25 protein-coding genes are annotated in these 25,678 nt (G+C 55.2%); 16 read left to right on the top strand and 9 right to left on the bottom strand.

Annotated elements, in window-relative coordinates; translation table 11 throughout:
* Positions 1 to 104 precede the first annotated feature (104 nt).
* Positions 105 to 1,475, top strand: coding sequence for a formimidoylglutamate deiminase (locus tag N6G83_RS15875; protein WP_211134911.1), 1,371 nt, complete (start codon positions 105 to 107; stop codon positions 1,473 to 1,475).
* A complete protein-coding gene (locus N6G83_RS15870) occupies positions 1,475 to 2,047 on the top strand; it encodes a HutD family protein (protein ID WP_024529975.1) in 573 nt (190 codons plus the stop codon). Before N6G83_RS15875 ends, N6G83_RS15870 begins: the two co-directional genes overlap by 1 nt.
* 152 nt (positions 2,048 to 2,199) lie before the next feature.
* Here the strand turns inward: N6G83_RS15870 and N6G83_RS15865 are convergent, their stop codons facing one another.
* Positions 2,200 to 2,409, bottom strand: coding sequence for a hypothetical protein (locus tag N6G83_RS15865; protein WP_024529976.1), 210 nt, complete (start codon positions 2,407 to 2,409; stop codon positions 2,200 to 2,202).
* 172 nt (positions 2,410 to 2,581) lie between these two features.
* On the opposite strand from N6G83_RS15865, the gene N6G83_RS15860 reads away from it, so the two are divergent.
* Positions 2,582 to 2,770, top strand: a complete 189-nt coding sequence (locus N6G83_RS15860; protein ID WP_074030945.1) for a hypothetical protein — start codon at positions 2,582 to 2,584, stop codon at positions 2,768 to 2,770.
* On the opposite strand, the gene yniD is transcribed toward N6G83_RS15860, so the two are convergent.
* Entirely contained in the window at positions 2,767 to 2,874 is a 108-nt protein-coding gene (gene yniD, locus N6G83_RS15855; protein WP_223499378.1) for a small membrane protein YniD, read from the bottom strand. The genes N6G83_RS15860 and yniD overlap by 4 nt on opposite strands.
* A gap of 338 nt (positions 2,875 to 3,212) precedes the next feature.
* Between yniD and N6G83_RS15850 the strand changes: the two genes are divergently transcribed.
* Both N6G83_RS15850 and N6G83_RS15845 read left to right on the top strand, forming a co-directional pair.
* Positions 3,213 to 3,599, top strand: coding sequence for an ASCH domain-containing protein (locus tag N6G83_RS15850; protein WP_021804633.1), 387 nt, complete (start codon positions 3,213 to 3,215; stop codon positions 3,597 to 3,599).
* A gap of 3 nt (positions 3,600 to 3,602) precedes the next feature.
* Positions 3,603 to 4,208, top strand: a complete 606-nt coding sequence (locus tag N6G83_RS15845) for a hypothetical protein (RefSeq protein WP_211134912.1) — start codon at positions 3,603 to 3,605, stop codon at positions 4,206 to 4,208.
* 53 nt (positions 4,209 to 4,261) lie between these two features.
* Here N6G83_RS15845 and N6G83_RS15840 read toward each other — a convergent pair whose 3' ends face one another.
* Positions 4,262 to 4,510 carry a DUF1480 family protein gene (locus N6G83_RS15840; RefSeq protein ID WP_211134913.1) on the bottom strand — a complete coding sequence of 83 codons (249 nt, stop codon included), beginning with the start codon at positions 4,508 to 4,510 and terminating at the stop codon, positions 4,262 to 4,264.
* Between the two features lie 508 nt (positions 4,511 to 5,018).
* Here N6G83_RS15840 and N6G83_RS15835 point away from each other — a divergent pair.
* The 6 genes from N6G83_RS15835 (at position 5,019) to N6G83_RS15810 (ending at position 11,011) form a co-directional block, all read left to right on the top strand.
* The gene (locus N6G83_RS15835; RefSeq protein WP_024529979.1) at positions 5,019 to 5,564 is read left to right on the top strand and encodes a spore coat U domain-containing protein; all 546 of its coding nucleotides are present in this window, start codon (positions 5,019 to 5,021) and stop codon (positions 5,562 to 5,564) included.
* A gap of 63 nt (positions 5,565 to 5,627) precedes the next feature.
* Positions 5,628 to 6,146, top strand: coding sequence for a spore coat U domain-containing protein (locus N6G83_RS15830; protein WP_074030947.1), 519 nt, complete (start codon positions 5,628 to 5,630; stop codon positions 6,144 to 6,146).
* Positions 6,147 to 6,158: 12 nt separating this feature from the next.
* The gene (locus N6G83_RS15825; protein ID WP_211134915.1) at positions 6,159 to 6,683 is read left to right on the top strand and encodes a spore coat U domain-containing protein; all 525 of its coding nucleotides are present in this window, start codon (positions 6,159 to 6,161) and stop codon (positions 6,681 to 6,683) included.
* Positions 6,684 to 6,701: 18 nt separating this feature from the next.
* Complete coding sequence (locus N6G83_RS15820; protein WP_211134916.1) at positions 6,702 to 7,499, top strand: molecular chaperone; 798 nt, start codon at positions 6,702 to 6,704, stop codon at positions 7,497 to 7,499.
* An 18-nt stretch (positions 7,500 to 7,517) separates the two neighbouring features.
* On the top strand, positions 7,518 to 10,040 hold the full coding sequence (locus N6G83_RS15815) for a fimbria/pilus outer membrane usher protein (protein WP_211134919.1): 2,523 nt from the start codon (positions 7,518 to 7,520) through the stop codon (positions 10,038 to 10,040).
* Positions 10,037 to 11,011 carry a spore coat protein U domain-containing protein gene (locus N6G83_RS15810; RefSeq protein ID WP_024529984.1) on the top strand — a complete coding sequence of 325 codons (975 nt, stop codon included), beginning with the start codon at positions 10,037 to 10,039 and terminating at the stop codon, positions 11,009 to 11,011. Before N6G83_RS15815 ends, N6G83_RS15810 begins: the two co-directional genes overlap by 4 nt.
* Positions 11,012 to 11,014: 3 nt before the next feature.
* On the opposite strand, the gene rsmF is transcribed toward N6G83_RS15810, so the two are convergent.
* From rsmF to yebS, 3 genes are all read right to left on the bottom strand, one after another.
* Positions 11,015 to 12,451: a 16S rRNA (cytosine(1407)-C(5))-methyltransferase RsmF gene (gene rsmF / locus N6G83_RS15805; RefSeq protein ID WP_211134921.1), complete on the bottom strand. Its 1,437-nt coding sequence runs from the start codon at positions 12,449 to 12,451 to the stop codon at positions 11,015 to 11,017.
* Between the two features lie 188 nt (positions 12,452 to 12,639).
* Complete coding sequence (locus N6G83_RS15800) at positions 12,640 to 15,273, bottom strand: PqiB family protein (protein WP_211134929.1); 2,634 nt, start codon at positions 15,271 to 15,273, stop codon at positions 12,640 to 12,642.
* Positions 15,242 to 16,489, bottom strand: a complete 1,248-nt coding sequence (yebS, locus tag N6G83_RS15795; protein WP_074031035.1) for a membrane integrity lipid transport subunit YebS — start codon at positions 16,487 to 16,489, stop codon at positions 15,242 to 15,244. Before yebS ends, N6G83_RS15800 begins: the two co-directional genes overlap by 32 nt.
* 240 nt (positions 16,490 to 16,729) lie before the next feature.
* On the opposite strand from yebS, the gene N6G83_RS15790 reads away from it, so the two are divergent.
* The 4 genes from N6G83_RS15790 to htpX all read left to right on the top strand — a co-directional run bounded on the left by N6G83_RS15790 (position 16,730) and on the right by htpX (position 21,249).
* Positions 16,730 to 17,227: a GAF domain-containing protein gene (locus N6G83_RS15790; protein ID WP_024529988.1), complete on the top strand. Its 498-nt coding sequence runs from the start codon at positions 16,730 to 16,732 to the stop codon at positions 17,225 to 17,227.
* Between the two features lie 95 nt (positions 17,228 to 17,322).
* Positions 17,323 to 18,036 (top strand): RNA chaperone ProQ, encoded by a 714-nt coding sequence (gene proQ / locus N6G83_RS15785; protein WP_024529989.1) that lies wholly within the window; start codon positions 17,323 to 17,325, stop codon positions 18,034 to 18,036.
* A 19-nt stretch (positions 18,037 to 18,055) separates the two neighbouring features.
* Positions 18,056 to 20,104: a carboxy terminal-processing peptidase gene (gene prc, locus N6G83_RS15780; RefSeq protein ID WP_024529990.1), complete on the top strand. Its 2,049-nt coding sequence runs from the start codon at positions 18,056 to 18,058 to the stop codon at positions 20,102 to 20,104.
* Positions 20,105 to 20,370: 266 nt separating this feature from the next.
* On the top strand, positions 20,371 to 21,249 hold the full coding sequence (htpX, locus tag N6G83_RS15775; protein WP_021178212.1) for a protease HtpX: 879 nt from the start codon (positions 20,371 to 20,373) through the stop codon (positions 21,247 to 21,249).
* A 69-nt stretch (positions 21,250 to 21,318) separates the two neighbouring features.
* Here htpX and N6G83_RS15770 read toward each other — a convergent pair whose 3' ends face one another.
* Positions 21,319 to 22,710 carry an MFS transporter gene (locus tag N6G83_RS15770; protein WP_029712248.1) on the bottom strand — a complete coding sequence of 464 codons (1,392 nt, stop codon included), beginning with the start codon at positions 22,708 to 22,710 and terminating at the stop codon, positions 21,319 to 21,321.
* Between the two features lie 228 nt (positions 22,711 to 22,938).
* On the opposite strand from N6G83_RS15770, the gene kdgR reads away from it, so the two are divergent.
* Positions 22,939 to 23,730, top strand: coding sequence for a DNA-binding transcriptional regulator KdgR (kdgR, locus tag N6G83_RS15765; RefSeq protein ID WP_021178210.1), 792 nt, complete (start codon positions 22,939 to 22,941; stop codon positions 23,728 to 23,730).
* Positions 23,731 to 23,828: 98 nt separating this feature from the next.
* On the opposite strand, the gene N6G83_RS15760 is transcribed toward kdgR, so the two are convergent.
* Together N6G83_RS15760 and N6G83_RS15755 are read right to left on the bottom strand one after the other, a co-directional pair.
* Positions 23,829 to 24,722, bottom strand: coding sequence for an SMP-30/gluconolactonase/LRE family protein (locus N6G83_RS15760; RefSeq protein WP_211136398.1), 894 nt, complete (start codon positions 24,720 to 24,722; stop codon positions 23,829 to 23,831).
* Complete coding sequence (locus N6G83_RS15755; RefSeq protein ID WP_199063248.1) at positions 24,715 to 25,593, bottom strand: SDR family NAD(P)-dependent oxidoreductase; 879 nt, start codon at positions 25,591 to 25,593, stop codon at positions 24,715 to 24,717. Before N6G83_RS15755 ends, N6G83_RS15760 begins: the two co-directional genes overlap by 8 nt.
* Between the last annotated feature and the right edge of the window lie 85 nt (positions 25,594 to 25,678).

The raw sequence follows: 25,678 nt of genomic DNA, 5'->3' as shown, positions 1-25,678 counted from the left end.
AAGCGTCCGTTCACCAGATGAATGAAACTGGTTTACAAATTTTTTACCTGCGCGGCGTGACAGTCGTGCGTTCTTAGCCGTTACACCTACTTTGGAATACTGCTATGCCTGCTTATTTTGCCTCTCGCGCACTGCTTCCGACCGGTTGGGCCCATAACGTACGGCTCGAAGTTGATGCTCACGGTCAATTGGTCCAAGTGACCCCCAATGCCGACCCTGACGGTTGTCTGCGGCTGCACGGTGACGTGGTGCCGGGCATGCCGAACCTGCACTCTCATGCCTTCCAGCGCGCGATGGCCGGGCTGGCAGAGGTAGCGGGCAACCCACAAGATAGCTTCTGGACCTGGCGCGATCTGATGTATCGCCTGGTTCAGCGATTAACCCCGGAGCAGGTTGGTGTTATCGCCCGTCAACTGTATATCGAAATGCTCAAGGGCGGCTACACCCAGGTTGCCGAGTTCCATTATCTGCATCACACACCGGAAGGAAAAGCCTATGCCGACCGGGGCGAGATGACCGGGCGCCTCAGCGAGGCCGCGCTTCAGGCTGGCATTGGCATGACCCTATTGCCGGTGCTCTACAGTTACGCCGGGTTTGGTGCCCAGCCTGCGCAAGTGGGACAACGGCGCTTCATTCAGAGTGCAGAGAGCTACCTCGAACAGCAACAGGTGATAGCTCGCCAACTGGCAGGTCAGCCATTGCAGAATCAGGGATTATGTTTCCATTCGCTGCGGGCGGTTGAACTGGGGCAGATGCAGCAGATCCTGGCGGCATCTGACCAGGCGTTGCCGGTACATATTCATATCGCCGAGCAGCAAAAAGAGGTTAACGACTGCCTGGCCTGGAGCGGTCAACGCCCGGTGGCCTGGCTGTATGAACATTTGCCGGTGGATAGCCGCTGGTGTCTGGTGCATGCCACTCATCTGGATCGTGAAGAGCTTGAGCAACTGGCTCGCAGCAAAGCGGTAGCCGGATTATGCCCGACCACCGAGGCCAATCTCGGTGACGGCATTTTCCCAGGCGACAGTTACCTGCATCACCAGGGGCGCTGGGGGATCGGTTCGGACAGCCACGTTTCCCTAAACGTGGTGGAAGAGTTACGTTGGTTTGAGTATGGGCAGCGGCTGCGCGATCAACGCCGTAACCGCCTGACCACGCCGGAGCAACCCGCCGTAGCCGACGTGCTTTATCAACAGGCATTACGGGGCGGTGCTCAGGCCTGTGGTACGGCAATTGGCAAGCTGGCGGTAGGCTATCGTGCGGACTGGCTGGTGTTGGATGGTGACGACCCGTATCTGGCATCTGCGCCTGATGCATCTATCCTCAACCGCTGGTTGTTTGCCGGGGGCAAAGAGCAAATCCGCGACGTATTTGTTGCTGGTCGGCAGGTGATTGAGCAGGGGCGTCACGCGTTACAACAGCAAAGCAGCGCTGAGTTCCTACAGGTACTGAAAACGTTCCAACAGGAGGCATGATGAAACTGAACCGTTTCGATTTTGCCGAACTGCCGGTCAGCCCATGGCGTAATGGCGGAGGAGAAACCCGTGAAATTACCTGCCAACCGCCGGGTAACGCCGAATTCGGCTGGCGCGCCAGCATTGCTACCATCGCGCAGGACGGGCCTTTCTCGGCCTTTAACGGTATTGACCGTTCCATCACTTTGCTAGAAGGCGATGGCGTACATTTGTACAGCGAAGGACTGATCGATCACCAGCTGCAGCGCATCGGTGAGCCGTTTGCCTTCTCTGGGGATGTGGCGCTAGAGGCCAGATTATTAGGCGGCAGCAGCCAGGATTTCAACATCATGACGCGGCGTGGCCACTACCAGGCGCAGGTGCAACGCATTGCTGAGACCATCGGGCTGTCGTTACAACATGCCGGAGTGTTGTATGTGTTGCGAGGGGAATGGCAGTTGCCGGATGGAAGCTTGCTGGGCGCACGCCAGGGATGCTGGTGGCTACCAGGGGATGGTCCGCTGCGGCTGGTGGCTCAGGGCAATGATGCTCAGGTCTTATGGGCAGATATCGTGCCTGCCACGCTGTTGTAGGGGCGCTGTAGGCCGCGTCCGCGTATTCTTTGTCACCAATCTGGACTATTCCGATTACTCAGCCAAGGCTGACGTGAGAAGATAGCATCTAGAGAGGCCGGGCTTGCATACCTTGGGCTCTTACAGGATCGCCAACCACTTCGGTTGGCGATTCACTTTCCCTCTTTCAGCATGTTGATCGCCGCAGCGATCAGGATGCGCTGCTCAATATCGTGACTTTCCGCCAGATGCTGCGCCAACTGCCTGGAAAGGCTCCCCACCGACAATTCCTCGCCGCGATGACGTAACTGCATCACGCTGTCGCCAATCAATCGGGCAACCTCATCCCATACTGGTTTGATCTCCTGTTCCGAGAACTTCATCGCTAACCTCGGCTGGGTGATTTTTGCTCAATGTAGCAGTTGCCAACCGGTAGCGCTACCCGTCAGGCCATAGAGAAAATAAAACCGGAAGTATAAAAATTATCCCATCAGTGTTTCTTCTGGTTTTTATATTCAATACTGGATTGGTCAATTCAACGAGAGGGGCGCAACCATGAAACTGGTCGAACAATTAGCGGCTTATTATCAACTTAGCCGACATGCCGAAGTGAACAATCGCTGGTGCCGTTGGTGGCTACCGCAGGGGGAAGCCCGGATGGCCTATTTGCGAGAGCTGTTTGAGCCAGTGGCCAAAGCGCCTCCTACCCGAGCGGGAGAGGCGGCTAACAAAATGCAGGATTAACCGAAGACGATAGCCGCCCAGCGCAATAACAGCAGGGCCAGACAGATCAGCACCAGGATCACAAACATTTTCCAGTGTTTGGTACGCATACGCTTGGTTGGCAATTCGGGGTTCCTTATTTTCCTTTAGACGCAGAGATACCAACTACCCAGAGCGATAAGGGTGATGGCTATAAAGGTGATGATTTTCAGTAAATCACTGAGGGTGTCATCGGGATCTTGCTCTGCCTGGTTCATTTTACTGCCCTGGCAGGTTGGCTGCCATTGAGGACGTCTTGATCCACAGTATGAATGCTGCACTGCGATACGCCCAGAACTTTACCGTAAAGTCAGGTAAAAAGCAGGGGCTGCGAGCCTGCGCGACAACGTGATGGATGCAGACGTGAGGGAATACGGTGTAATATTGCCTGAGCACCTGTGACTCAATCAATAAAGGTAAAGCAATGGCCATTCCTGAAAAGTATGAAAATGTAGAACGTTGGGCGTTTGGTGATACCGAACAGCAGGCGGATGAGTTGGTGAAGCTGGTGCTGGATGGGGTCAAGACCGCCACCTGCTCCAATCTGGATGGCGAAGGGATCCCACAGCCTGGCGATGTCTTTGTGGTGGTGGACGGCAAGAACGAGCCAGTGTGCGCCATTGAGCTGACGAAAGTGGATATGAGCACCTATGAACAGGTGGATGCGGCTCATGCCTTGGCGGAAGGTGAAGGCGATCGCTCGCTGGATTACTGGCGCAAAGAGCACAAACGCTTCTTTGAAGAGTATGAACTGTTCTCACCGGATATGACGTTGGTGTTGATGCATTTCAAGGTTATCGAAAAGTTCTGAGTGATGTCACTGCCTGAAGTGCCCTACGTGTGTCAATGGGCGACGCCAGAGCTGGCTGCCAATCTGATTGCCGGGCGTGCTACGTTGGCGGATGATGCCAACTGGGTGCAGAGCGGGGCGGCTAGTCCGGCGGAATATGTCGAGTGGGCCAACCACGTGTGCGGTATGGCCTGTCTGAAAATGGTGCTGACGCACCGGGACGGTACGGCACCGCCATTGCTGGAGCTGGCACGCCGCAGCTTGCCTTACGGGGCCTATGTGCGTGACGGAGAACGGATCAAGGGGCTGATTTATGCGCCCTTTGTGAAGTTTGTGCGTGAACAGTTTGCGCTAACGGCAGAGGTGCGAGTCAATCTCGATGAACATCAGTTGCCGCCGCTATTGGAGCAACACCGCTATTTTATCGCCTCGGTGCATCCGAGTATCCGGCAACCAGCGATACAGCCGCCAGCGCGGGGTGGGCATCTGGTGCTGGTGTTCGCTGCGGATCGGCATAGTGTCACCTTTCATAATCCTTCCGGTGATAGCCTCGCCAGCCGTCAGAAGGTGACAATGTCACTGGCAGATTTCGGCCGTTTCTTTGCCGGGCGCGGTATCGTCATCGCATAAAACAACGTGCCGTGCCCAATGGGAACACGGCGCGTCCTTTCTCCTGAATCTCTCTACTCCAGCCGCATCACCCAGGCATCCGCATGTCGATCGTAATGCTGTTTGTACAGCAGCGACTGCTGGCCATCCAGCATGGCCGGAATACTGGTGTGCTCGTCCCAACCGTCCAGTTGCATGCACAGGTCGGGGTCTGATTTACAGGGGATCGCCAGGGTGCTTTTCCCTTCGGCGTGTTCAGATGCTGACGTTAAATGCGCGTCATCAACCTCGAAGCTGCCTATTTTCACGACGGTTTTGCCCATTGGAACTCCTTGCTGAAGCTAGTGGTATGAGGTGTGACCAGTTGCGACCACCCACTAAGCATAGACAAACAGGCGAAAAAGTCACAAAAAAAGTAGTTATCGGCCCACCGGACACTGCTCGTAACACTAGACCCAGCCGTTAATACTGACTTAATTGCCACGATAAATATTAACGTTTCTCACTATCGCACTCCTTAACAATTTTAAAGTCGAGGTATGGCGAGTTTTTCTGGAGTAAAATTTGTTAATGATATGAAAAATGGTTTTTTATCCTTATTTTATTAAAGGCAGATAAATTCCGCTTAAGCTAAACTTATTAATCTATATTTAACCACGAAAGCCTGTGTCATCAGGTTTTTGCCGCCAGGGTTCGCTAGCAAAAAAACAGAACCCGGTTTGAGCGTCGTCCTTTGGCAGTTTTTGGCAGTATGTGAGTCCACCAGAGAATTTCCATACGCAACCTGGTTGCATGAATACACATCGGTGTAAGTTGTTATTGGGAGTTATCATGGGCGAAAAAAAGAGTTTATTACTGGCCTTGCTGGCTGCTGCGACCTTGTCATTGGCTTCAGGTGTGCAGGCTGCGGGGACTTTGACAGGGCAAGTTGGCATTCAGTTGACGATCGGTAGCGGATGTACCGTGGGTAACGGCGGTGCAACCGGCGGTGCCAACCAATGGGGGACCTTGAACTTTGGCAGTTACTCCGATCTGACCAGCGTGATCAACGGTACGGTATTTGGTGCCAATGGTTCCAGCGCGGTCACCATCACCTGCAGCACTGGCCTGAGCCCAACGCTGTCGCTCAATGGCGGGCTGGCGGCAACGGGCGCGCTGCGTGCCATGAGTTCCGGCGGCGACACCATTCCTTATCGCCTCTATTCTGATAGTGCGCGTACCACGGAAATCGCCATTAATACGCCGATTGCCTTGACGACGGGCACGACCGCACAAAACATCCCGATTTATGGCCGCGTATTACCTGGCGACCAGCTCAGTACCACACCAACCGCAGGGACTTACAACGATACCGTAGTTGCCACGCTTTCCTGGTAAGGCTGTTATTCCGTCGGGGGCGAATCAGCCCCTGGCTGGTTTTCTATACGGGAAGGAACGAGCATGGGGATCAAGGTATTGCTGCTGTTGCCAGCGATCTTGTCGCAGTCTTTACTGCTCAACATTCCCTTAGGTCAGGCGGCGACGATCGGCATTGCAGCCACGTTGCTGCCCGCCTGTGAAGCGGGAACGACAACGTCGGGCAATACCAGCTTTGGCACGATGAATTTCGGCACTTTTGCCGCTGTGAACACTGTGATCAACGCGACCAGCGCCCAGTTGGCGGGCTCAATCCGTGTCAAATGCGTCAGTGGTCTGAGTTATAAAATCTTGCTGGATGGGGGCAGCAGTGGCGTGGTCACGAATCGCAAAATGGTGAATACCAACAATAGCTCGATTAGCGTGCAGTACAACCTTTACACCAACCAACCCGGGGGGACGATTTGGGATAACACCACCGGGCTAAGTGACACCGGCAACGGAGCCGATCAATGGCACACCGTCTATGGCCGTGTTCCGGCGCAAACCACACCGGCTGCCGGTGTTTATCTGGATACGGTGAATGTCACCGTGTCCTGGTAGCGGGGGGCATTGATGCGCCATGTCTCCTTGATCCTGCTACCGTTGATGATGTGCGGTGCGCTACGTGCTGCCACGCCAACCACCACGACCTTTACCGTGGCGGCAACCCTGACCAACGGCTGTGCTTTTGGCAGCTCATTTTCCAGCCCTACCTCCAACCTTGGCACCATCAATTTCGGCTCCATGACGACTATTACCAGTAATGTCGATACCGTGAGTACCGCCGGTGCCGGTTCGGTGGTGGTGACCTGTACGCCGGGAACGACGGTCACCATTGCTATGGATTACGGGACTCACGGTGGCAGCGCCACCCGGCGTTTCATGCAAAACACCGCCAATAGCGACACTCTGGGTTATCAGCTGTTTCGCGATGCCAACCGTAGTCAGGTCTGGGGCAATGGCGCATTGGTGATGTCTATCCCCAGTTTTCCCAGTACCACACAAACTTACCCGGTTTATGCCCGGTTATACGCCGTGACCACACTGCCTTCGGCAGGAACTTATACCGATACGGTCACCGTAACATTAACTTATTGAATCATCAGGATATGAGCTATGTCGACCTTGTTTACCCGCATTATCAGCGCTGTAGTACTGAGTTACACCCTGTGTGCTTCAATCACGGCACAAGCCGCCAGCTCGGTGCTGGTTTGGCCGGTATATCAAATCATTGAGTCCGATCAGAACGGCTCTGCATTATGGCTGGAAAATCGCGGGGCAGAGCCCGTTTCTCTCCAGGTGCGGGTGCTGGCATGGAAACAGGAAAATTTTAATGAGCGCTATGCCGATCAGAATAATGTGGTCGCCAGTCCACCTTTTGCTACCGTACCGCCGGGGCAACGCCAACTGATCAGGTTGATCCGCAATACACCGGTACCGGCCAATACCGAGCAGGCCTACCGCATCATCGTTGATGAAATCCCGTCGCCGATCAGTGGCGCTGCCGGGGGGCAAAGTAAAGCGGTGGTCGGGCTGCAGTTACAGATGCGCTATCTGCTGCCGCTGTTTATGGATGGTGCTGGCTTGTGGACCAACGAACGTAGCGATATCAAACGCGATGCTGCCACAGCGACGCGTCCAGTGCTGCAATGGCGCACGGTCAATGACGGCGGGAAAACCTATTTGCAGGTTCGTAATAGCGGCATTGTGCATGCGCGGCTGAGTAATGTGTTCTGGTCAGAGAAAGGCAACCAACAGCAGGGCGTGAAAACCATGATCGCGGGCTTTATGGGCTACGTCTTGCCAGGGCAGTCAATGCGCTGGCCGGTTCCTGCCGGGGTTAGTCCTGGTGTGCAACTCAATGCGCAAATTGCCGATAACACCAAACCCATCGTCATTCCGCGCGGCGAATAGCGGCAGGAAGCGCGACGAATGCCGATCCGAGCCATTATTCGCCCCGGTCATCAGTATCCGCTGTATTGCCGGGGCGGTCTGTGCCTGCTATGCCTGAGTACCTTCTGCGTTCAGGCGCAGGAGTACTCATCATTGCCCGATGCCCCGCGTGCGGCACCGGTGATCACCAATGCAATGTTCTACCTGACCCTGGTCGTCAATGGCCAGAGCGACGGCCAGGTGGTACCTGTGACCTATCGGGAAAATGCGTATTACGTGGAGGCCGGCGTGCTGGCAAAGAACCACGTACGGACCAATGGCCAGCAAGGGTTGATTAAGGTCGAGGAGTTGCCAGGGGTGAAGGTGAAATATGATTCTGCCGCCCAGCAGCTGATTTTCCAGGTACCGGATGCCTGGCTGCCAAAACAGGACGTCGGCGGCGGCAACCTGATGAATTACACGGTGGCGCAAAGCAGCACAGGTCTGCTGCTAAACTACGATTCCTATTATACCGATCCCCACGAAGGCTCCAGATCGGTTGCCACCTGGATGGAGCAGCGTTTGTTCAGCAACCTGGGGTTTATCAGTAATACCGGGACCTATCGCTACAATATCGACACCGTATCGGGCGAGGGCGGCAGTGCCGTACAAGACCGCTATCTGCGCTACGATACGTTCTGGCGTTATAGCGATGAACAAGATCTGATCAGCTATCAGCTTGGGGATTTTGTCAGTAACTCGCTAACCTGGAGTAATTCGGCCCGCATGGGGGGATTACGCATCAGCCGCAATTTTGCCCTGCGCCCGGATCTGGTGACCTATCCGCTGTTGCAATATAGCGGTACCGCAGCGGTCCCCAGCACTGTGGATTTATTTCTCAACGGCTTTAAGGCCAGCAGCAATAACCTGAACTCCGGGCCGTTTACCCTCACCAATGTGCCTTACATCAACGGGGCCGGTGAAGCGACGATCGTTACCACCGATGCGGTCGGGCGCCAGGTATCAACCACGGTGCCGTTTTATGTATCCAACACCCTGCTGCGTAAAAACCTGAGCGACTTTGATGTGTCACTCGGCGCGGTGCGCCAGAATTATGGCATCTCTAATGGCGATTATTCAGATGCAGCCTTCAGCGGAATTTACCGCTACGGGCTGAGTAACTATTTGACACTTTCTGGGCACAGCGAGGCCACGCAAGGGCTGGCGCTCGGCGGGTTAGGGGCCGATATTGCGGTGGGAACCTGGGGGATGCTAAGCCTGTCTGGTAGCCAGAGCAAAGCCAACCATCCGCCGGTGGCGACCAGCAACGTGGTGAACGACCAGATTGTCCGGCCGAATACGCCAGGTATGCCTGATCCCAATCAGGAAATTGATAATCCGCTGGGCACCAACGTGACGGACAAAAAAGACGGTAGCCAGTACACGTTGGGCTACTCCTATAATTCGACGTTATTTAGCTTTTCGGCACAGCGGGCCTCGCGCACCGTGGGTTACCAGGATCTCACGTCTTACACCAGCAATACCCGCCTGAGCCGTCAATCCGATCAGGCCACCTTCAGTGCTTCGCCGTTTGGTTCAAGTAATGGCACTTTGGGCTTGGGCTATTACGACGTACAGGCCTATGACAACTCGCATACCCGCCTGGTGAACCTCTCTTACAGCCGTGCCTTGTGGGGCCAGAGCAGCATGTTTGTCTCACTCAACAAAACGTTGGGGGATAACGGTTACAGTGCGCAGCTGCAATTTATTATTCCACTGGGCAGTGATGTCAGCCTCAATGCGGGGTTAGCACGTAACAATACTGGGCATTATCAGCAGCAGGTGGGGGCAAGCAAGGCCGCTCCCACGGATGGCGGCATGGGCTGGAACCTGGCTTACAGCGGCGGTGGCGATGCCTATCAACAGGCCGATGCCACCTGGAAAACCCGTTATGCCACGCTGCAAGGCGGCATCTTCGGCCCACAAGGGGAATATACCAACTGGGCAGACCTGAGCGGCTCAGTGGTGTTCATGGCCAACTCCTGGTTCCTGTCGGACAAGATCAACGACGCGTTTATCGTGGTGGATACTGACAGTTACGCCGGGGTTTCGGTACTGTACGAGAATCAGAAGATGGGCACCACCGACAGCAACGGACATCTGCTGATCTCGTCGATCAGTTCGTACTATCCGGCCAAGGTCGAGATCGACACGCTGCCGTTACCGGCGGACGTGGTGGCCAATCAGGTCAACAATCGCATTGCCGTTAAGCAAGGCAGCGGGATGGTGGTGAAATTCCCGGTACAAAAAGTCCTCTCGGCCAATATCACGTTGCATGACGCCGTCGGGCAACCGCTGAAACTGGGCACGTTGGTCACGGAACAAACCACGCAACAAACCACCGTTGTCGGCTATGACGGGCTGGTGTACTTCTCGCATTTACAACCCCATGGCCAGTTAAGTATCCAGCGGGAGGATCGCTCGGTATGCCGTGTGGGCTTCGACCTGAACCCTAATTATCACAGCATTGAACAGGTCGGGCCGCTGGTCTGCCAAGGCAGTGCTGAAGAGAAGAAATCATGATTATGCTATTACGATGGATGCGAGCAGGATTGGCATTGATGCTGTTGGTGGGTTTTATTCCATCAGGAAGGGCGGGCTGCACGGCTACTCCCACCAACGGTTCGCTGGGCACGCAAAACTCCTTTGCGGTCAGCAGCGCCCCATTGGTCACCTCCGTAAGTAGCGGGCTGACCTGTACTGGCGGGTTGCTCAATATTGGCGGTACCAATACCATTACCGCCACCATCGGCACGACGTTGCACCCTGTCAGCACCCAGCCACGTTTATTCAGCGCGGCTACCGGCCAGTATTTGCCTTATAGCCTGTGCCAGGATGGTGGCTGCAGTACGCTTTATAATCAGGGCAGCGTTATTACCTGGAGCAATACCACCGCGTTGGGTTTACTCGGTTTGTTCACCGGGCCAAACAGTACGCTGCCGATTTTTATTCGACCGCAAATGAACTCTAATCTGGCTGCCGGCACTTATACCGACACCATCCCGATTACCTGGTCCTGGAGCATCTGCTCAATTGCGGTAGGCAATCTGCTTTGTCTCCCTGATACCGGTAGTATAACGAGCGGTTCCAATATTAATCTGTCGCTCGTCATCACCAACTACTGCTATATCGACAGCGCGCCGAACGTCGGTTTTGGGACTGCGGCCTTGCCGTCTGGCCTCACCGCGGTTGTTGCCAATACCATCAGCGTACGTTGTACCCTAAATGCCAGCTATTCTGTCAATCTGACCAGCAGCGTCGCCAGTTCGGGGCAATATCGGCAAATGGCGTCTACGGTAAACGGCACCACCAGCTATATTCAGTATCAGCTGTTCAAGGGGGATAGCACCGTTTGGACCGCCGCCACCAATAGCAACGCGACGGGCACGGGCACCTCGCAATCCTTCCCCTATACTGCTTCGGTTAATCTCTCGCAAAATAACCAGCCAGCAGGGAGTTATAGTGACACTGTAACGGTGACCGTGGCCTATTAAATGTTATTGATGGAAATCCAACACTCCATCACGCACCAGTTCGCGGGGCAGGCTGTTTTTAATCCGGCTGCCGATCAGTTTGGCCAGCCCTAGCGGCTGATGCTGATAAGTGACGATACACTCATTGCTTTGTGGGGGTTGCGAGGGGTAGAGATCGCGGCCATGAAACCACTCCTGGGCCAGCGCCGCATCAAGCTCAAACGTCTGTGGGTTGCCACTGGCAGCCAAGGCGATCACCGCCTCATGCTGCCAGCGGAACCCTTTTGGGAAGCGTTCCGCCAACTTAAGGCCAATGCGTGAAAAACGCACTTTGCTGACTAAAGGTTCCAGCGCGGCGGGGAACAGCCAGATTTCTTTATCCCGCGCCCATAATTTACTGGTTTCATCCCAGGTTAAGCCAGAAGCTGCGGCAGCCTGTGCCACCAGTGCGGACTCCTGGGCCGAGAGCGGGGTGAAGGGGAACTTACCCAGTTTATAGCTCGGTTTGGCCAGGGCCGGAACACTGTGATTTTTACGCAGCCGGGCGACAAAGAAGCCTTCACTGTCATAAATCTGCGGGAATACGTGCAGGAAGCCTTCTGGGGTGAGGGCAAGCTGTGCCTGTGGGAACAGATCGTCCAGTGGCTCTACGCTGACGGCATCGCCGTAGGTGGCCAACAGTTGATGCACCACTTGCTGATTTTCCTGAGCATTCAACGTGCAGGTGGAGTAAACCATCACGCCGCCGGGTGCCAGGGCGTGGAAGGCGCTGTCGATCAGTTCCCACTGGGTTTGCGCGATGCTCGCTACGCTTTCTGGTGACCAGTTGCTCATGGCATCCGGATCTTTACGCACCACGCCCTCACCAGAGCAGGGCGCATCCAGCAGGATGGCGTCAAAGTTTTCCGGTAAGGCGGCGCCAAACACCCGGCCGTCGAAATGGGTCAGCGCCGTATTTTTGACGCCGCAGCGGCTGATGTTGGCGTGTAATACCTTGACCCGACTAGCCGAATATTCATTGGCGACAATGCCGCCCTGATTGCCCATCAACGCGGCGATCTGGGTGGTTTTGGAACCCGGCGCGGCGGCGACATCCAGCACCCGGTGCGGGGTCTCACGCCCGGCAAACAGGGCGCTCACCGGCAGCATGGAGCTGGCTTCCTGAATGTAGAACAGGCCGCTTAGATGCTCCGCCGCGCTACCCAGCCGTAATGCTTCGTCCTCGCGCTCGATCCAAAAGCCTTCTGAGCACCAGGGGATGGGTTCCAGCCGCCAGTCGTAGTCTTTTACCAGCGCCAGAAAGTCGGCAACGCTGATTTTCAGCGTGTTGACCCGCAGGCTACGCCGCAAGGGTTGTTGGCAAATAGCGATGAAGTCATCCATGGATAAATGGTCAGGCATGATGGCGCGAGTCGCGTCGAGAAACGCAGGAGGCAAAAAAGCAGGGGCAGGTTTAGCCACAGGGAGCTCTCAGGGCGGAAAAAAATCGAAGGGGCTAGTTTACCATAAACTGCCTGCCTGAGAATACCGGCAAGTTACGGTCAATGAGATGGATGACAAAGCAGCAATGATAGGGATTATTCAGGTGGCGGCAGCTTCGGTACGGTGAACTCGGCAGGGTTCAGAACATTGAACCCTGCCGATAGCTATCAGTTATCCCTAGGGATGGCGGTGCCCCATTCGCGCCAATCTTTCGGCTCTTCCGCATTCAGCAGGAAGTGTTTGTTCGGCGTGGCTTTAGGGGCCAATGGAATGCTTGGTGGGGTGGCAAAGGCAATACCACCGCGAATAAACTGCTGGAAGGTACCGCTCTTTATCACACCGCCCGTCAGGCCAAACTGCAGGTTATAGCCAGAGGCCAGCCAGAAGACGCTGTTGTTACGCACCAGATGCTGGTATTTCTTGCTGACGCGCAGTGAGACGTGAACACGATCTGACATCGCCCCCAGATAGAAACCGGTCACGGTACCCACCTCAATGCCACGGAACAGGATCGGCGTGCCGATTTGCAGCGAACCGGTTTCTGCGGCGTCCAGGATCACGCTCAGCCCATCCAGGTAGCGGGAGTCGGTAATGCTGGCTTCCTGTAGCTCAAAAGTGCGCATTGAGCCGCCGTGGCCAGGTTCCACGTTGATATAGGGCTGCAAGAGGGAGTCCAGATTATTGACCCCCGCGGCAGAAATCTCCGGTGACACGATGGCGAAACGGCTGCCGAGACGGGCAAAGGTTTTCACATACTCTGGGTACAATACTGCTTTTGCCAGCACCTCGTTACGCTCCGGTGCCAGTTTCAGAGATTCAAGCTGGCCGATATCAATGCCCAGATAGCGTATTGGCATGCCAGGGGACAGTTTGCTGGCATCATAGGTGCGTAGCGTGATCTGGCTACCCACGGCGCGAGCGGCAGTTTCGGAGGCGTACAGCACGCGTTTGGCCCCTTTATCCAGCGTAACGCCCTGCAGGTTATCAAAGCTGATGGCGCCTTTCAGCGCGCGGTTGAGCGGAGAAGCCTGCACCGTGAGGCCGCTGCCGTTCAATTGCACCTTGGCACCACCTTCCGCCCAGAAAATGCTTTCGCTGGTTAACAGCTTGCGGTATTCCGGGCTGATATAGACCTCAACGTCAAACTCGTTGGCTTTGGGCCGTACGTTGACAATCTCACCCACCTGGAACTTGCGGTATAACACCACCGAGCCGGCTTGCACATCTGGCAGGCTGGCAGCGGTAAGCGTCAAGGTCGGCAGGGGGTTGTTGCCGACGATGCCCTCGGCGGCTTTTTCCGCGTTGCTGTACAGCGGATACTGAGCGTCCGGTTCGCCTTTACCTCCAGGGATCAGGCGTACGCCGCCGTCCAGCCACTCCTGGGCGCTGGCACCCAACACCTGCACGCCGTCCAGCCCGAATTTGACATCCACACGGCTGTTGACCACGAATTTACTGTCTTTATGCAGCAAACTGCGGTGTTGAGGTTCGATCGCCGCCGTAAAGGTTACGCCGCTGTCGGTCAGGGTTCGTGTCAGGATCTGGCCAATCTTGATGCCATGCACGATTAACGGTTGCCCGACGTCGATGCCGTAGCTTTGCGGGGCATTCAAGGTGACCGTTACCACGCCAGGCTGTTGCAGCAGCGTTTTACTGCTGTCCAACACGGTAAAGTGCTGCTGGGGGTCTCCGTCACCCGGCACCAATTCCAGGGTGTTGCCGGTCAACAGCTGGCTTAGCTTGGCGTCGTTAAGGCTGATTTTTGGGCTGCGCATCTCAATGCGCGTGCCGCTACGCATCAGATCGACCACCGAAGGATCGATGGTGAGTTCGCCGGTTACCTTACTATCCTGTTGCAGAGCCAGGCGAGTCAAGGTGCCGACCTGCAATCCTTGATACATCAGCGGTGTGTGCCCCTCGCTAAGGCTGTTGCCGTCGGGCAGGTCCAGCGTGATATTCACCCCGCGTTGGCTGCGGGCCAGGTCCGGATACAGCGTATAGTTTTGATCGGCTTTGGCCTGCTTGCCGTCGAGCGGGGAATCAAAGGCTATCGCACCATTTACCAGCGCTGCCAGGCTTTCCATCTGCACGCTGGCACCGGACAGGCTGAAATCGCCTTTAAAACCGGAAACGTTCCAGAAGCGGGTGTTATCCTTCACCAGATTGGCAAAGCGGCGGTCGATCAGCACGTCGATGATCACGCCCTTGTTACCTGGCGAAATAGTGTAGTCGTAAACTTTACCAACAGGGATTTTGCGATAATAGACCAGCGAGCCAGTGTTCAGGGAACCGAGGTCGTCTGCTTGCAGGTGGATCATCAGCTCACCGGTGTTCAGACGGTATTTCGGCTGCGTGTCCAACGCGGTGAAGTGGGTTTGTGGCTTGCCCCGGCCCGGCATCATGCCGATGTAGTTACCCCCTACCAGCGCATCCAGGCCGGAAACCCCGGCCAATGAGGCTTTAGGGGTTACCAGCCAAAATTGTGTGCCTTCCCGCAGTGAGTCTTCCAGATCGCTCTTGATACTGGCTTCAACCACGATACTACGCAGATCCTTGCTCAGCGAAATGCTTTGCACGGTACCCACCTCCACACCCTGGTAACGTACCGGCGTGCGGCCAGCGACAATACCTGCCGCAGACTGGAAGTCTATGGTGACGCTATTGCCGCTCTCCTGGTAATTGGTATAGACCAGCCACCCGGCAATCAGCAGGGCGATAAACGGCAGTAACCAGAATGGCGAGATACGGCGCTTGTTTTTGACCCGCGCCTCAGTCGGCGTATTCGGCGTTTCCTGTTGCATGTGCATCCCAAATCAATCGGCTGTCCAGCCACTGTACGGCAAGGATAGTTAAAATAACCGCAGACCCAAAGTAAAAAGCTGCTGGCCCCATAGTAAAAGATAACAGTTGGTCGCGATTGATCAGCGACATCATCAACGAGATCACGAACAGATCGAGCATCGACCAGCGGCCAACCCAGGTGACCAGCCGGAGCAGCCGGATACGGGTTTTGAGGCTGTGCGACGTTTTGAAATGAATGCTGAACAGCAGCACCAGCAGGACGATCACCTTGGTAAAGGGCACCAGGACACTGGCGATAAATACGATGGCGGCGATCGGCATATTACCCGAGTTGGCCAGCGAAACGACGCCGCTGAAAATGGTATCTTCCATACGCGCGCCGTTGGCGTAAACCACCGAAATCGGCAGCAGGTTGGCGGGGATCAGCAACACGATGGCGGCAATCAGCGCGGCCCAGGTTTTTTGCAGGCTGTAAGGTTGGCGATGGCACATCGGCACATGACAGCGGGGGCAGCGGCCACGCTCATCCTGAAAACCGGTAAAATGGCAGGCCAGGCAGACGTGTAACGCCTCTGGTTTACCCTCTGGCTGTTCCTGCGGATAGTAGCGTTCCCACATCTGCTCCAGGTTCATGTGGATCAGCGTCAGCAGGCTGAGCAGGGTCAATGCCAGATAGGCAATCAGGGCGCTGCCGGGGTGAATATCTGCATATTCCTTGACCTTGATCGCCGCGACCACCATACCGATCAGGTAAATATCGAGCATGATCCACTCTTTCAGACGCTCCAGCATCAGCAACACAGGCCGCAGGTTCATGCCGAGCGCATGGCCAAACCACAGATACAGCAATGACAGTGATAGCGTCAGCGGCGCGCCGATGGTGCAGAAGGCGACCATACTGGCAGTAAATGGATCACCCTGGCTGCTCATTTGCCAGATGCCTTCCAACAGGCTAGCGTTAATCTTCGTGCCGAGCAGGCGAATGCTGATCAACGGCTCGCTAAAGGCAAAGGGCATCAGCAACAGCATGGTGACGGCTACGGCGGTCAGGCGAGTCATTGACCAGTCGCGGCCATTCACCACCTTGGCGTTGCAGCGTGGGCAGTAGGCGGCCTGATTGCGGGTTAACGACGGCAACGTGAACAGCAAATCGCATTCACAACAGCGTTGGTGGCGAGCCTTGGAGAGCGGGCCGGTAATGGCGAGTATCTTCATCATGAGTGCTGTTTGGCGACCTGAGGTCTACTTAGCGTAGCTGGAAAACCAACCCGTCAATGCCATCAACCGGTAAAAAGGGATTGGCATCGCAGGTTACAAATGATTTTTAGACGGCAAACATACCCTGTTGTACCGTGTTTTGTGAAGCAACAGATGATTAACCTTGTGGCTATACGCATTTAATGCTTATTTTATAGGGGTTAAGTCTGGGCTATTTGAGTATTTGAACGGTTAATCATGACTAAAGAATCATTCTACGCGGAATTAAAACGCGATTTGAGCGCATTGCTGGATGGGGAAGATAATTTTATCGCCGCATTGTCTAACGCCAGTGCGCTACTCAATGAGCGTCTTGATGACGTAAACTGGGTCGGTTTTTACCTGATGGAAGGCCATCAACTGGTGCTAGGCCCGTTCCAAGGCAAGATTGCCTGCGTGCGGATCCCGTTGGGTAAGGGCGTGTGCGGTACGGCAGCGGCGCAGAACCAGGTGCAGCGCGTTGGCGATGTTCATGCATTTCCTGGACATATCGCCTGCGATGCCGCCAGCAACGCGGAAATTGTGTTGCCGTTAGAGGTCAGTGGTCAGGTCATCGGTGTTCTGGATATCGACAGCACAGTTTATCAACGCTTCGATGAACAGGACGAAATCGGCCTGAAAGCAGTGGTGGCGGGGCTTTGCGCACGGCTGGCACAGAGCAATTTTGCGAAATATGTCACTGTAGCGGCAAGTTGATCTACGGTTAACGTGGCATTTAGCGATGGCGTCATTATAATGACGCCTGTTCATGCCTGCGGCTTGTTGGCAACCCGTTGTAATCAGGAAATTTCATGGAAAATCAACACAAGTTGAACACAGTTAAAGAAGTCATTGCTTTTCTTGCCGAGCGTTTCCCGCTCTGCTTTAGCGCCGAAGGCGAAGCACGCCCGCTGAAAATCGGTATTTTTCAGGATCTGGTAGAACGTGTACAAGGGGAAGAGAACCTCAGCAAAACTCAGCTGCGTTCAGCTTTGCGCCTGTATACCTCAAGCTGGCGTTACCTGTACGGTGTCAAAGTTGGCGCCCAGCGTGTAGACCTGGACGGTAACCCGTGCGGTGAGCTGGAACAGCAGCATGTCGATCATGCTCGTCAGCAGCTTGAAGAGGCCAAAGCGCGAGTTCAGGCGCAACGTGCCGAACAGAATGCCAAAAAACGTGAAGCTGCTGGTGAGTCTGCCACTGCCGAGCCTCGTCGTCCGCGTCCTGCCGGCAAAAAGCCAGCCGTACGTCGTGAAGGCGGAGCCGCAGCAGAGAACCGCAAGCCGCGCACACAACAAGCACGCCCACAGCAAGCTCGTGAACCTCGTGTAGCCAAAGAGGCCAGCCAGCCGCGTCATGTGCCAGTCACAGACATCTCAAAACTGCAAATTGGCCAGGAAATCAAAGTCAGAGCAGGTCAGAGCGCGATGGACGCAACCGTACTCGAAATCGCTAAAGATGGCGTTCGTGTACAGCTCTCCTCCGGTCTGGCGATGATTGTGCGCGCAGAACACTTGCAGTTCTGATACGGAGGCCAACCAAGGCATGAACAAATTTGTCAGATTAACCGCAGTTGCGGCTTTGCTGTGGGCCGGTGTCAGTTACGGAGCGGATACAGCCAACATCCGCATCGATCAACTGCCCAAGCTTGAGCAGGAAGCTGAACATGCAACCGTGAGTGAGCGCGTAACCTCGCGCTTCACTCGCTCTCATTATCGCCAGTTTGCTCTGGATGCGGATTTTTCAGGCAAGATCTTCGATCGTTACCTGAATATGCTGGACTACAGCCACAATGTGCTGCTGGCCTCCGACGTCGCGCAATTTGCCGACAAACGCAGCACGCTGGGTGAAGAGCTGAAATCCGGCAAACTGGTTACGCCTTATGCGCTGTTCAATCTGGCGCAAAAACGCCGCTTTGAGCGCTATCAGTATGCGCTGTCACTGCTCGACAAGCCGATGAACTTCACCGGCAATGACACCATTGACGTAGACCGCAGCAAAGCGCCGTGGCCGAAAGATAAGGCCGAACTGGATCGCCTGTGGGATGCCAAGGTCAAATACGATCAGTTGAACCTGAAGCTGACCGGCAAAACGGATAAAGAGATCCGTGACACATTGACCAAGCGTTATCAGTTTGCGATCAAACGCCTGACGCAAAGCAACAGCGAAGACGTGTTCTCGCTGATCATGACTGCGTTTGCCCACGAAATCGATCCGCATACCAACTACCTGTCGCCACGCAATACCGAACAGTTCAATACCGAGATGAGTCTCTCGCTGGAAGGGATTGGTGCCGTGTTGCAGATGGATGATGATTACACCGTGATCAACTCCATGGTGGCAGGCGGCCCGGCAGCCAAGAGCAAGGCGATCGCCGTGGGCGACCGTATTGTCGGCGTTGGCCAGGCAGGCAAACCGATGGTGGATGTGATCGGCTGGCGTCTTGACGACGTCGTCTCGCAGATCAAAGGGCCGAAGGGTAGCAAGGTTCGCCTGGAGATCCTGCCGGCAGGTAAAGGCACCAAAACCCGTATTGTTACGCTGACTCGTGAGCGTATCCGTCTAGAAGATCGCGCAGTCAAAATGACGATCAAGACCGTCGGCAAGCAGAAGGTCGCGGTGATGGACATCCCTGGCTTCTACGTCGGCCTGACCGATGACGTAAAAGTCCAGCTGCAAAAAATGGCCAAGCAGAATGTCGACAGTCTGATTATCGATCTGCGCGGCAACGGCGGCGGAGCATTGACCGAGGCGGTATCGCTTTCCGGTCTGTTTATCCCAAGTGGCCCAGTTGTTCAGGTGCGTGATAACAACGGCAAGATCCGTGAAGATGCGGATAACGACGGCGTTGTCTACTACAAAGGCCCGCTGGTGGTGCTGGTTGACCGCTTCAGCGCCTCCGCTTCTGAGATCTTTGCTGCGGCAATGCAAGACTATGGCCGTGCGCTGATCGTGGGCGAGCCTACCTTCGGTAAAGGCACGGTGCAGCAATACCGTTCACTGAACCGGATTTACGATCAGATGCTGCGCCCTGAATGGCCCGCGCTGGGCTCTGTCCAGTACACCATCCAGAAGTTCTACCGCGTTGACGGTGGCAGCACCCAGCGTAAAGGCGTCACACCAGATATTCTGATGCCAACGGGGATCGATCCGGCAGAAACCGGCGAGAGCTTCGAAGATAACGCCATGCCGTGGGATAGCATCAATGCAGCTGCCTACACCAAAACCGGTGATTTGAAGCCGTTTGAACCGCAACTGCTTAAAGACCATGCGCAGCGTATCGCCAAGGATCCCGAGTTCCAATACATCGCGCAGGATATTGCCCATTACAAGGCGTTGAAAGACAAGCGCAACATCGTTTCTCTTAATCTGGCTATCCGTGAGAAAGAGAACCATGACGATGATGCTACGCGCCTGAACCGTATTAATGAGCGCCTGGAGCGTGAGGGTAAGAAACCGCTGAAGTCCCTGGAAGATCTGCCAAAGGACTACAAGGAGCCGGATCCGTATCTGGATGAAACGGTCAAGATCGCGCTGGATCTGGCCAATAACGAAAAGCAGCAGCCATCGCAACAGACGGCCGCCGCCAAGTAAGTTATTTGCGGATTTAACGTTATCGAGCGCACCTACGGGTGCGCTTTTTTTTCGCTATACTCGCACTAAAATTTCTGTTGGGGTCTCCACTCTGTGCTCCGAGATCGTTTACACTTTGTAAAACCCTTGTTTCTTCGTGACTTTGTAAAGTTACGTATTTTTAGTGGCTTAATGGCCTGCCAATCTTGAAATTGTGACCAATGCCCATAAGATCTGGGTATCTGAGGTCGCCTTTTGTTAACAAATAACGAGGAAGTAAACATTCTATGATGCGTATAGCTTTGTTCCTGCTCACCAACCTGGCGGTGATGTTGGTTTTCGGGCTGGTGCTTAGCCTGACAGGGATCCAATCCAGTAGCGTTCAGGGCCTGATGATCATGGCCGGTCTGTTCGGTTTTGGCGGTGCATTTGTTTCACTGCTGATGTCCAAATGGATGGCGCTGCGCTCCGTCGGTGGGGAAGTGATTGAACAGCCGCGTAACGAAACCGAACGCTGGCTGTTGGACACGGTGCGTCGCCAATCGCAGCAGGCGGGTATCGCCATGCCGCAGGTGGCTATCTACCAAGCGCCTGACATTAACGCCTTTGCAACCGGCGCACGCCGCGATGCATCGCTAGTGGCGGTTAGTACCGGTTTGCTGCAAAGCATGAGCCGTGATGAGGCGGAAGCGGTTATCGCCCACGAAATCAGCCACGTTGCCAATGGCGACATGGTGACCATGACGCTAATCCAAGGGGTGGTGAACACCTTCGTGATCTTCGTGTCTCGCCTGATTGCTCAGGTGGCCGCCGGTTTCCTCGGTAACCGTGATGGGGAAGGCGAAGGTAACGGCAACCCGATGATTTACTTCGGTGTTTCGATGGTGTTGGAGCTGGTATTTGGTATTCTGGCCAGTATTATCACCATGTGGTTCTCACGTCATCGTGAATTCCACGCCGATGCGGGTTCAGCCAAACTGGTTGGCCGTGAGAAGATGATCGCTGCGCTGCAGCGCTTGAAAACCAGCTATGAACCGCAGGAAGCGGGCACCCTGATGGCTTTCTGCATCAACGGCAAATCCAAGTCGTTCAGCGAGCTGTTTATGTCGCACCCGCCGTTGGACAAGCGTATCGAAGCGCTGCGTTCCGGCCAGTATCTGAAATAACCCTGTATCAAGCAAAAACCCCGGCGAGCCGGGGTTTTTGCTATTCAAACGGGCGCAGTGCTCGATAAGCTATTTACCGGGTTCAGCGAGGTTCGCACGGGGTTGAGTGATGCGCAGGCAGCTCACCACGGCAGCGACGCTGGCGAAAGCTCCCGCCAATACCAATGAAGCGTGTGTGCCGCTGGTGGGGAACAGGTTGAACATTAATGCCACCAGTGCCGCGCCGGAGGTTTGCCCCAACAGACGCGCAGTACCAAGCATGCCACTGGCTCCGCCACTGCGGTGGCGTGGAGCGGCAGAAATAATGGTATGGTTGTTGGGCGACTGGAATAACCCAAAGCCCGCACCGCAAAGCACCATGCGCCAGATGATATCCAGATCCGTCGGGTTATGTGGCAACAGTGCCAGCAGGAACAAACCGAGCGCGAAGGTCGCCAAACCAATCCCTCCCAGTAACCCCGCATGAACACGCTCCACCAGGCGGCCTGCAATCGGTGCCATCACGATAATGGCCAACGGCCAGGGCGTTAACAGCAAACCCGTCGCCACCTCGTCACGGCCCAGAGAGGCCTGCAGGAAGAAGGGCAACGACACCATAGCCAACATCTGGGCGGCAAAAGAGCAGATCGAGGTGCCCATCGACAGCGCAAAAATAGGGATGCGCAGCAGATCCACCGGCAGTAAAGGGGATGTCTGCCGCAACTGACGGCGCACAAAGAAGTAACCGATCACCAGCAATGCCGCGATTTCAGCGGCAATCAGCAGCAGACTTTGCCCCTGGGCAAAACCGCTAATGGCGGTGATCAGTAGACCAAACGTCAGGGCATTCATCAGCGCACTGGTGGGGTCAAAGCGCTGATTGCTGCTTTTCTGGCTATTAGCCGGCAGATATTTCATTCCCAGCATCAGTGCGACGATGCCGATCGGCAGATTGATGGCAAACAGCCACTGCCAGGAGGCCACGGATAAAATGGCGGCGGCGACCGTGGGCCCAGCGGCGGAAGAGAAGGCTACGATCAGCGAGTTTATTCCGATGCCACGGCCAAGAAAGCGTTGCGGATAGATAATGCGGATCAGTGCGGTATTGACGCTCATAATCGCCGCGGCACCAAACCCTTGCAGCACGCGTGCAATCGTCAGTGTTAATAGCGAATCGGACAGTGCGCAGAATAATGAAGTAATGCTGAATACCAGCAGACCAGCCTGATAGATACGGCGATAGCCAATCAGATCGCCCAAGGATGCCAGCGATAGCAACGAGATGGTGATCGCCAACTGATAGGCATTGACCACCCAGATCGAGCTGGCCGGGCTGGCGTTGAGATCGCGGGCGATGGTCGGCAAGGCCACGTTGGCGATAGCTCCGTCAAGTACTGAAACGGTAATGCCCAGCGCAATGGCCAGGATCGCTCCGTAGCGTTGCGGGACGGGTAAGCCGTCGGAATTAGCAAGCGTTGTCATGGAGATGGTTACTAAACAGAGGGAATATTACAATGCTAATCATATTTCCCGCCGAATGCACCCGCCGTTTCTGTGCTAAATGTAAAAGCAGTGGGATGTCTGCCGCTAATCGCATCAATAATGGCGAATATTGCGCAACTTCCATTGCATGGGGTGAAATGTTCCGATTATACTGAAACTCTTGTTCAAATTTCCTAAAACAAAAATAGTTAAGTTAAGGTATTAACCATGGCTAACGCAGATCTAGACAAACAACCGGATTCCGTTTCATCAGTGCTGAAAGTGTTTGGCATCCTGCAGGCACTGGGTGATGAGCGTGAGATCGGCATTACCGAGCTTTCACAGCGGGTAATGATGTCCAAAAGTACCGTTTACCGTTTCCTGCAAACCATGAAGTCGCTGGGTTATGTCTCACAGGAAGGGGAGTCGGAGAAATATTCGCTGACCCTCAAGCTGTTTGAACTGGGTGCCAAATCGCTGCAAAACGTCGATTTGATCCGCAGTGCGGACATCCAGATGCGTGAGCTGTCTAACCAGACGCGTGAGACCATCCACCTGGGGGCGCTGGATGAAGACAGCATCGTCTATATCCACAAAATCGACTCCATGTATAACCTGCGTATGTATTCACGCATCGGTCGCCGCAACCCGCTACACAGCACCGCGATTGGTAAAGTCCTGCTAGCCTGGCGCGATCGCGGCGAAGTGGAAGAAATCCTGTCCCACGTCGAGTTTACCCGCAGCACTCCGCACACCATCGCCAGCGCCGCTGAATTACTGCCGCTGTTGGATAAGGTCCGTGAGCAGGGGTTTGGCGAAGATATCGAAGAACAGGAAGAAGGCTTGCGCTGCATCGCGGTGCCAGTATTTGACCGTTTTGGCGTGGTGATCGCGGGCTTGAGCATCTCCTTCCCGACCATCCGCTTCTCTGAAGAAGGCAAAGAGGGCTACGTGGCGCAGTTGCACACCGCCGCTCGTCTGATTTCAGCGCAAATGGGTTATCACGACTACCCGTTTTAAGTTTGCCGCAGTTGTAGGGGGCCGAACATAGCTTCGCCCCTACGCTTTCCCTCCCAGCTTTTGTTATCTCTCTCGGTTTATAAAATCCCACTGCTCTGCTATCGGCCCATCTTGCACTCTTTGAACAAGTGACGTGGAACACCGGCAATAGCTGGGCGAATAGCAAAGAGGTCGCCAGAATCAGGGTATTCAGCCAGTTCAGAGCGCGTCATGGCAAAGCGCGCCGTAGTGATGAATAAGGTTTCCAAACCTTCCCCGCCAAAGCAGCAACTGGTGGGGCGCGGCACGGGCATGGCGACGCACTCGCCCAGGCTGCCGTTACGGTCGTAGCGCAGCAAACATCCTCCGTTGAACATACAGACCCACAATCCACCGGCTCGATCCAGGGCAATACCATCGGGACGTCCAAGTCCTGCCGGGGTTTCGGCGAAGCGCATTACGGCCTCCAGTTCCCCGTTGGGAGTGTATGCGGCCCGAAATATTGAACGTGCGATGGAATCGACAAAGAACAGCGTGTGGCCATCTTCCGACCAGGCCAGGCCATTAGGCAGCGCGATATTCCTCTGGATGGTTTGGGCGTTCAGTTCACTGTCATAGCGGTACAGCGCTCCGGCCTCACGGTTCGGCCCCTCGTGCATCAGGCCGGTAATAAAGCGTCCTTGCGGATCGCAGGCCCCGTCGTTGAACCGATAGCAGCCTTTGTTATGGACAGCGGTAGAGTGCGTGCGGACCACGCCTTCCTTGGGATCCAGAATGGCAACCCGCGTATCTTCGGTGAAGATCAGATTGCCTCTATCCGTAAGGGCCAAGGCACCGATGCGCGCCGTCGATTGATAGACGGATGCCACTCGTGCTTGCGGGGTCATGACGTTAATCTTGCCACCAGAGATATCGACGAAGTACAAAAGGCGGTTGTCTTTATCCCAGACTGGACTCTCGCCAAGGTCGGTACGGACTTCGGCGATCTTGTGCAGACGACACTCGTCACACATCGCCAAACTCCTTGATGCGCGGCCAATTGTGGGCGACATCCTCCACGCTGGCACACTCAATTCGCGACAGATCCGTAGGATAGGTTACGCCGGGGTTTTCACAAAAGCGGGTTGCAGTGAACTGACCGTTGCTGGCGCGCAGGATAACGCCTGTGTCCTGACATAACGAGCTGGCCAGATACAGCAAGCCCGGCACCACCCACTCGGGTTTTAGGTCTGTGGGTGGCTGTGTGATCCCCCACATACGGGTCTTGGCTACTGGAGAGATGGCGTTGACCAGAATGCCGTCCGGTTTTCCTTCCATACTCAGGGCATTCATGATGCCCACTTGGGCCATCTTGCCAGCGGCGTAGGCCGTCAGGCCTGGCTGCGCGTAGCGTTGATACATGGCACGGTCAGAGGTTGTCAGCACGATCCGTGGTGATGGGGAAAGCTTGAGATGCGCCCAGGCGTGCTTGCTCAACCAGATCGGCGTACGCACGTTGATGCCAAGGGAGCGCTCAAGGAATTCCTCTTCCTGTGTCTCAATGGGCTGATAGCCGACCCAACCCGCGTTGTGGATCAGGATATCCAGCGCGCCGAATTGCTCGATGGCCAGCGCTACGAGTTGTTGGCAGCCATCCTCGTTATCCAGGCGCCCGCTGTGGGTGATGAACGATCCACCGTCGACCTGCAAGGCATGTATCGCCTCGCTCATCACGTCTGGGTCAGCCCCGTCTCCGGTAAGGCTGGTTCCCAGGTCGCTAACGATTACCCGTGCGCCACGCTCCAAGAGGGCCTTGGCGTAAGCTTTCCCAAGTCCCCGGCCACCGCCAGTGACAATCGCTACCTTGTCTTTGAACGGCTCGTTTAAGCGTCGATCTGTCATCATGTACCTCCGTTTGGCAATAGCACGATGATGGAGCGACCGCTCCTGAGTGTAAAATATCTTATTTGTACCGAAACAAGACTTATCA

The organism is Serratia sp. PL7 (genome assembly GCF_945957435.1).
Note: the sequence above shows the minus strand (reverse complement) of the source record. Positions and strands in the feature narration are given on the sequence as shown.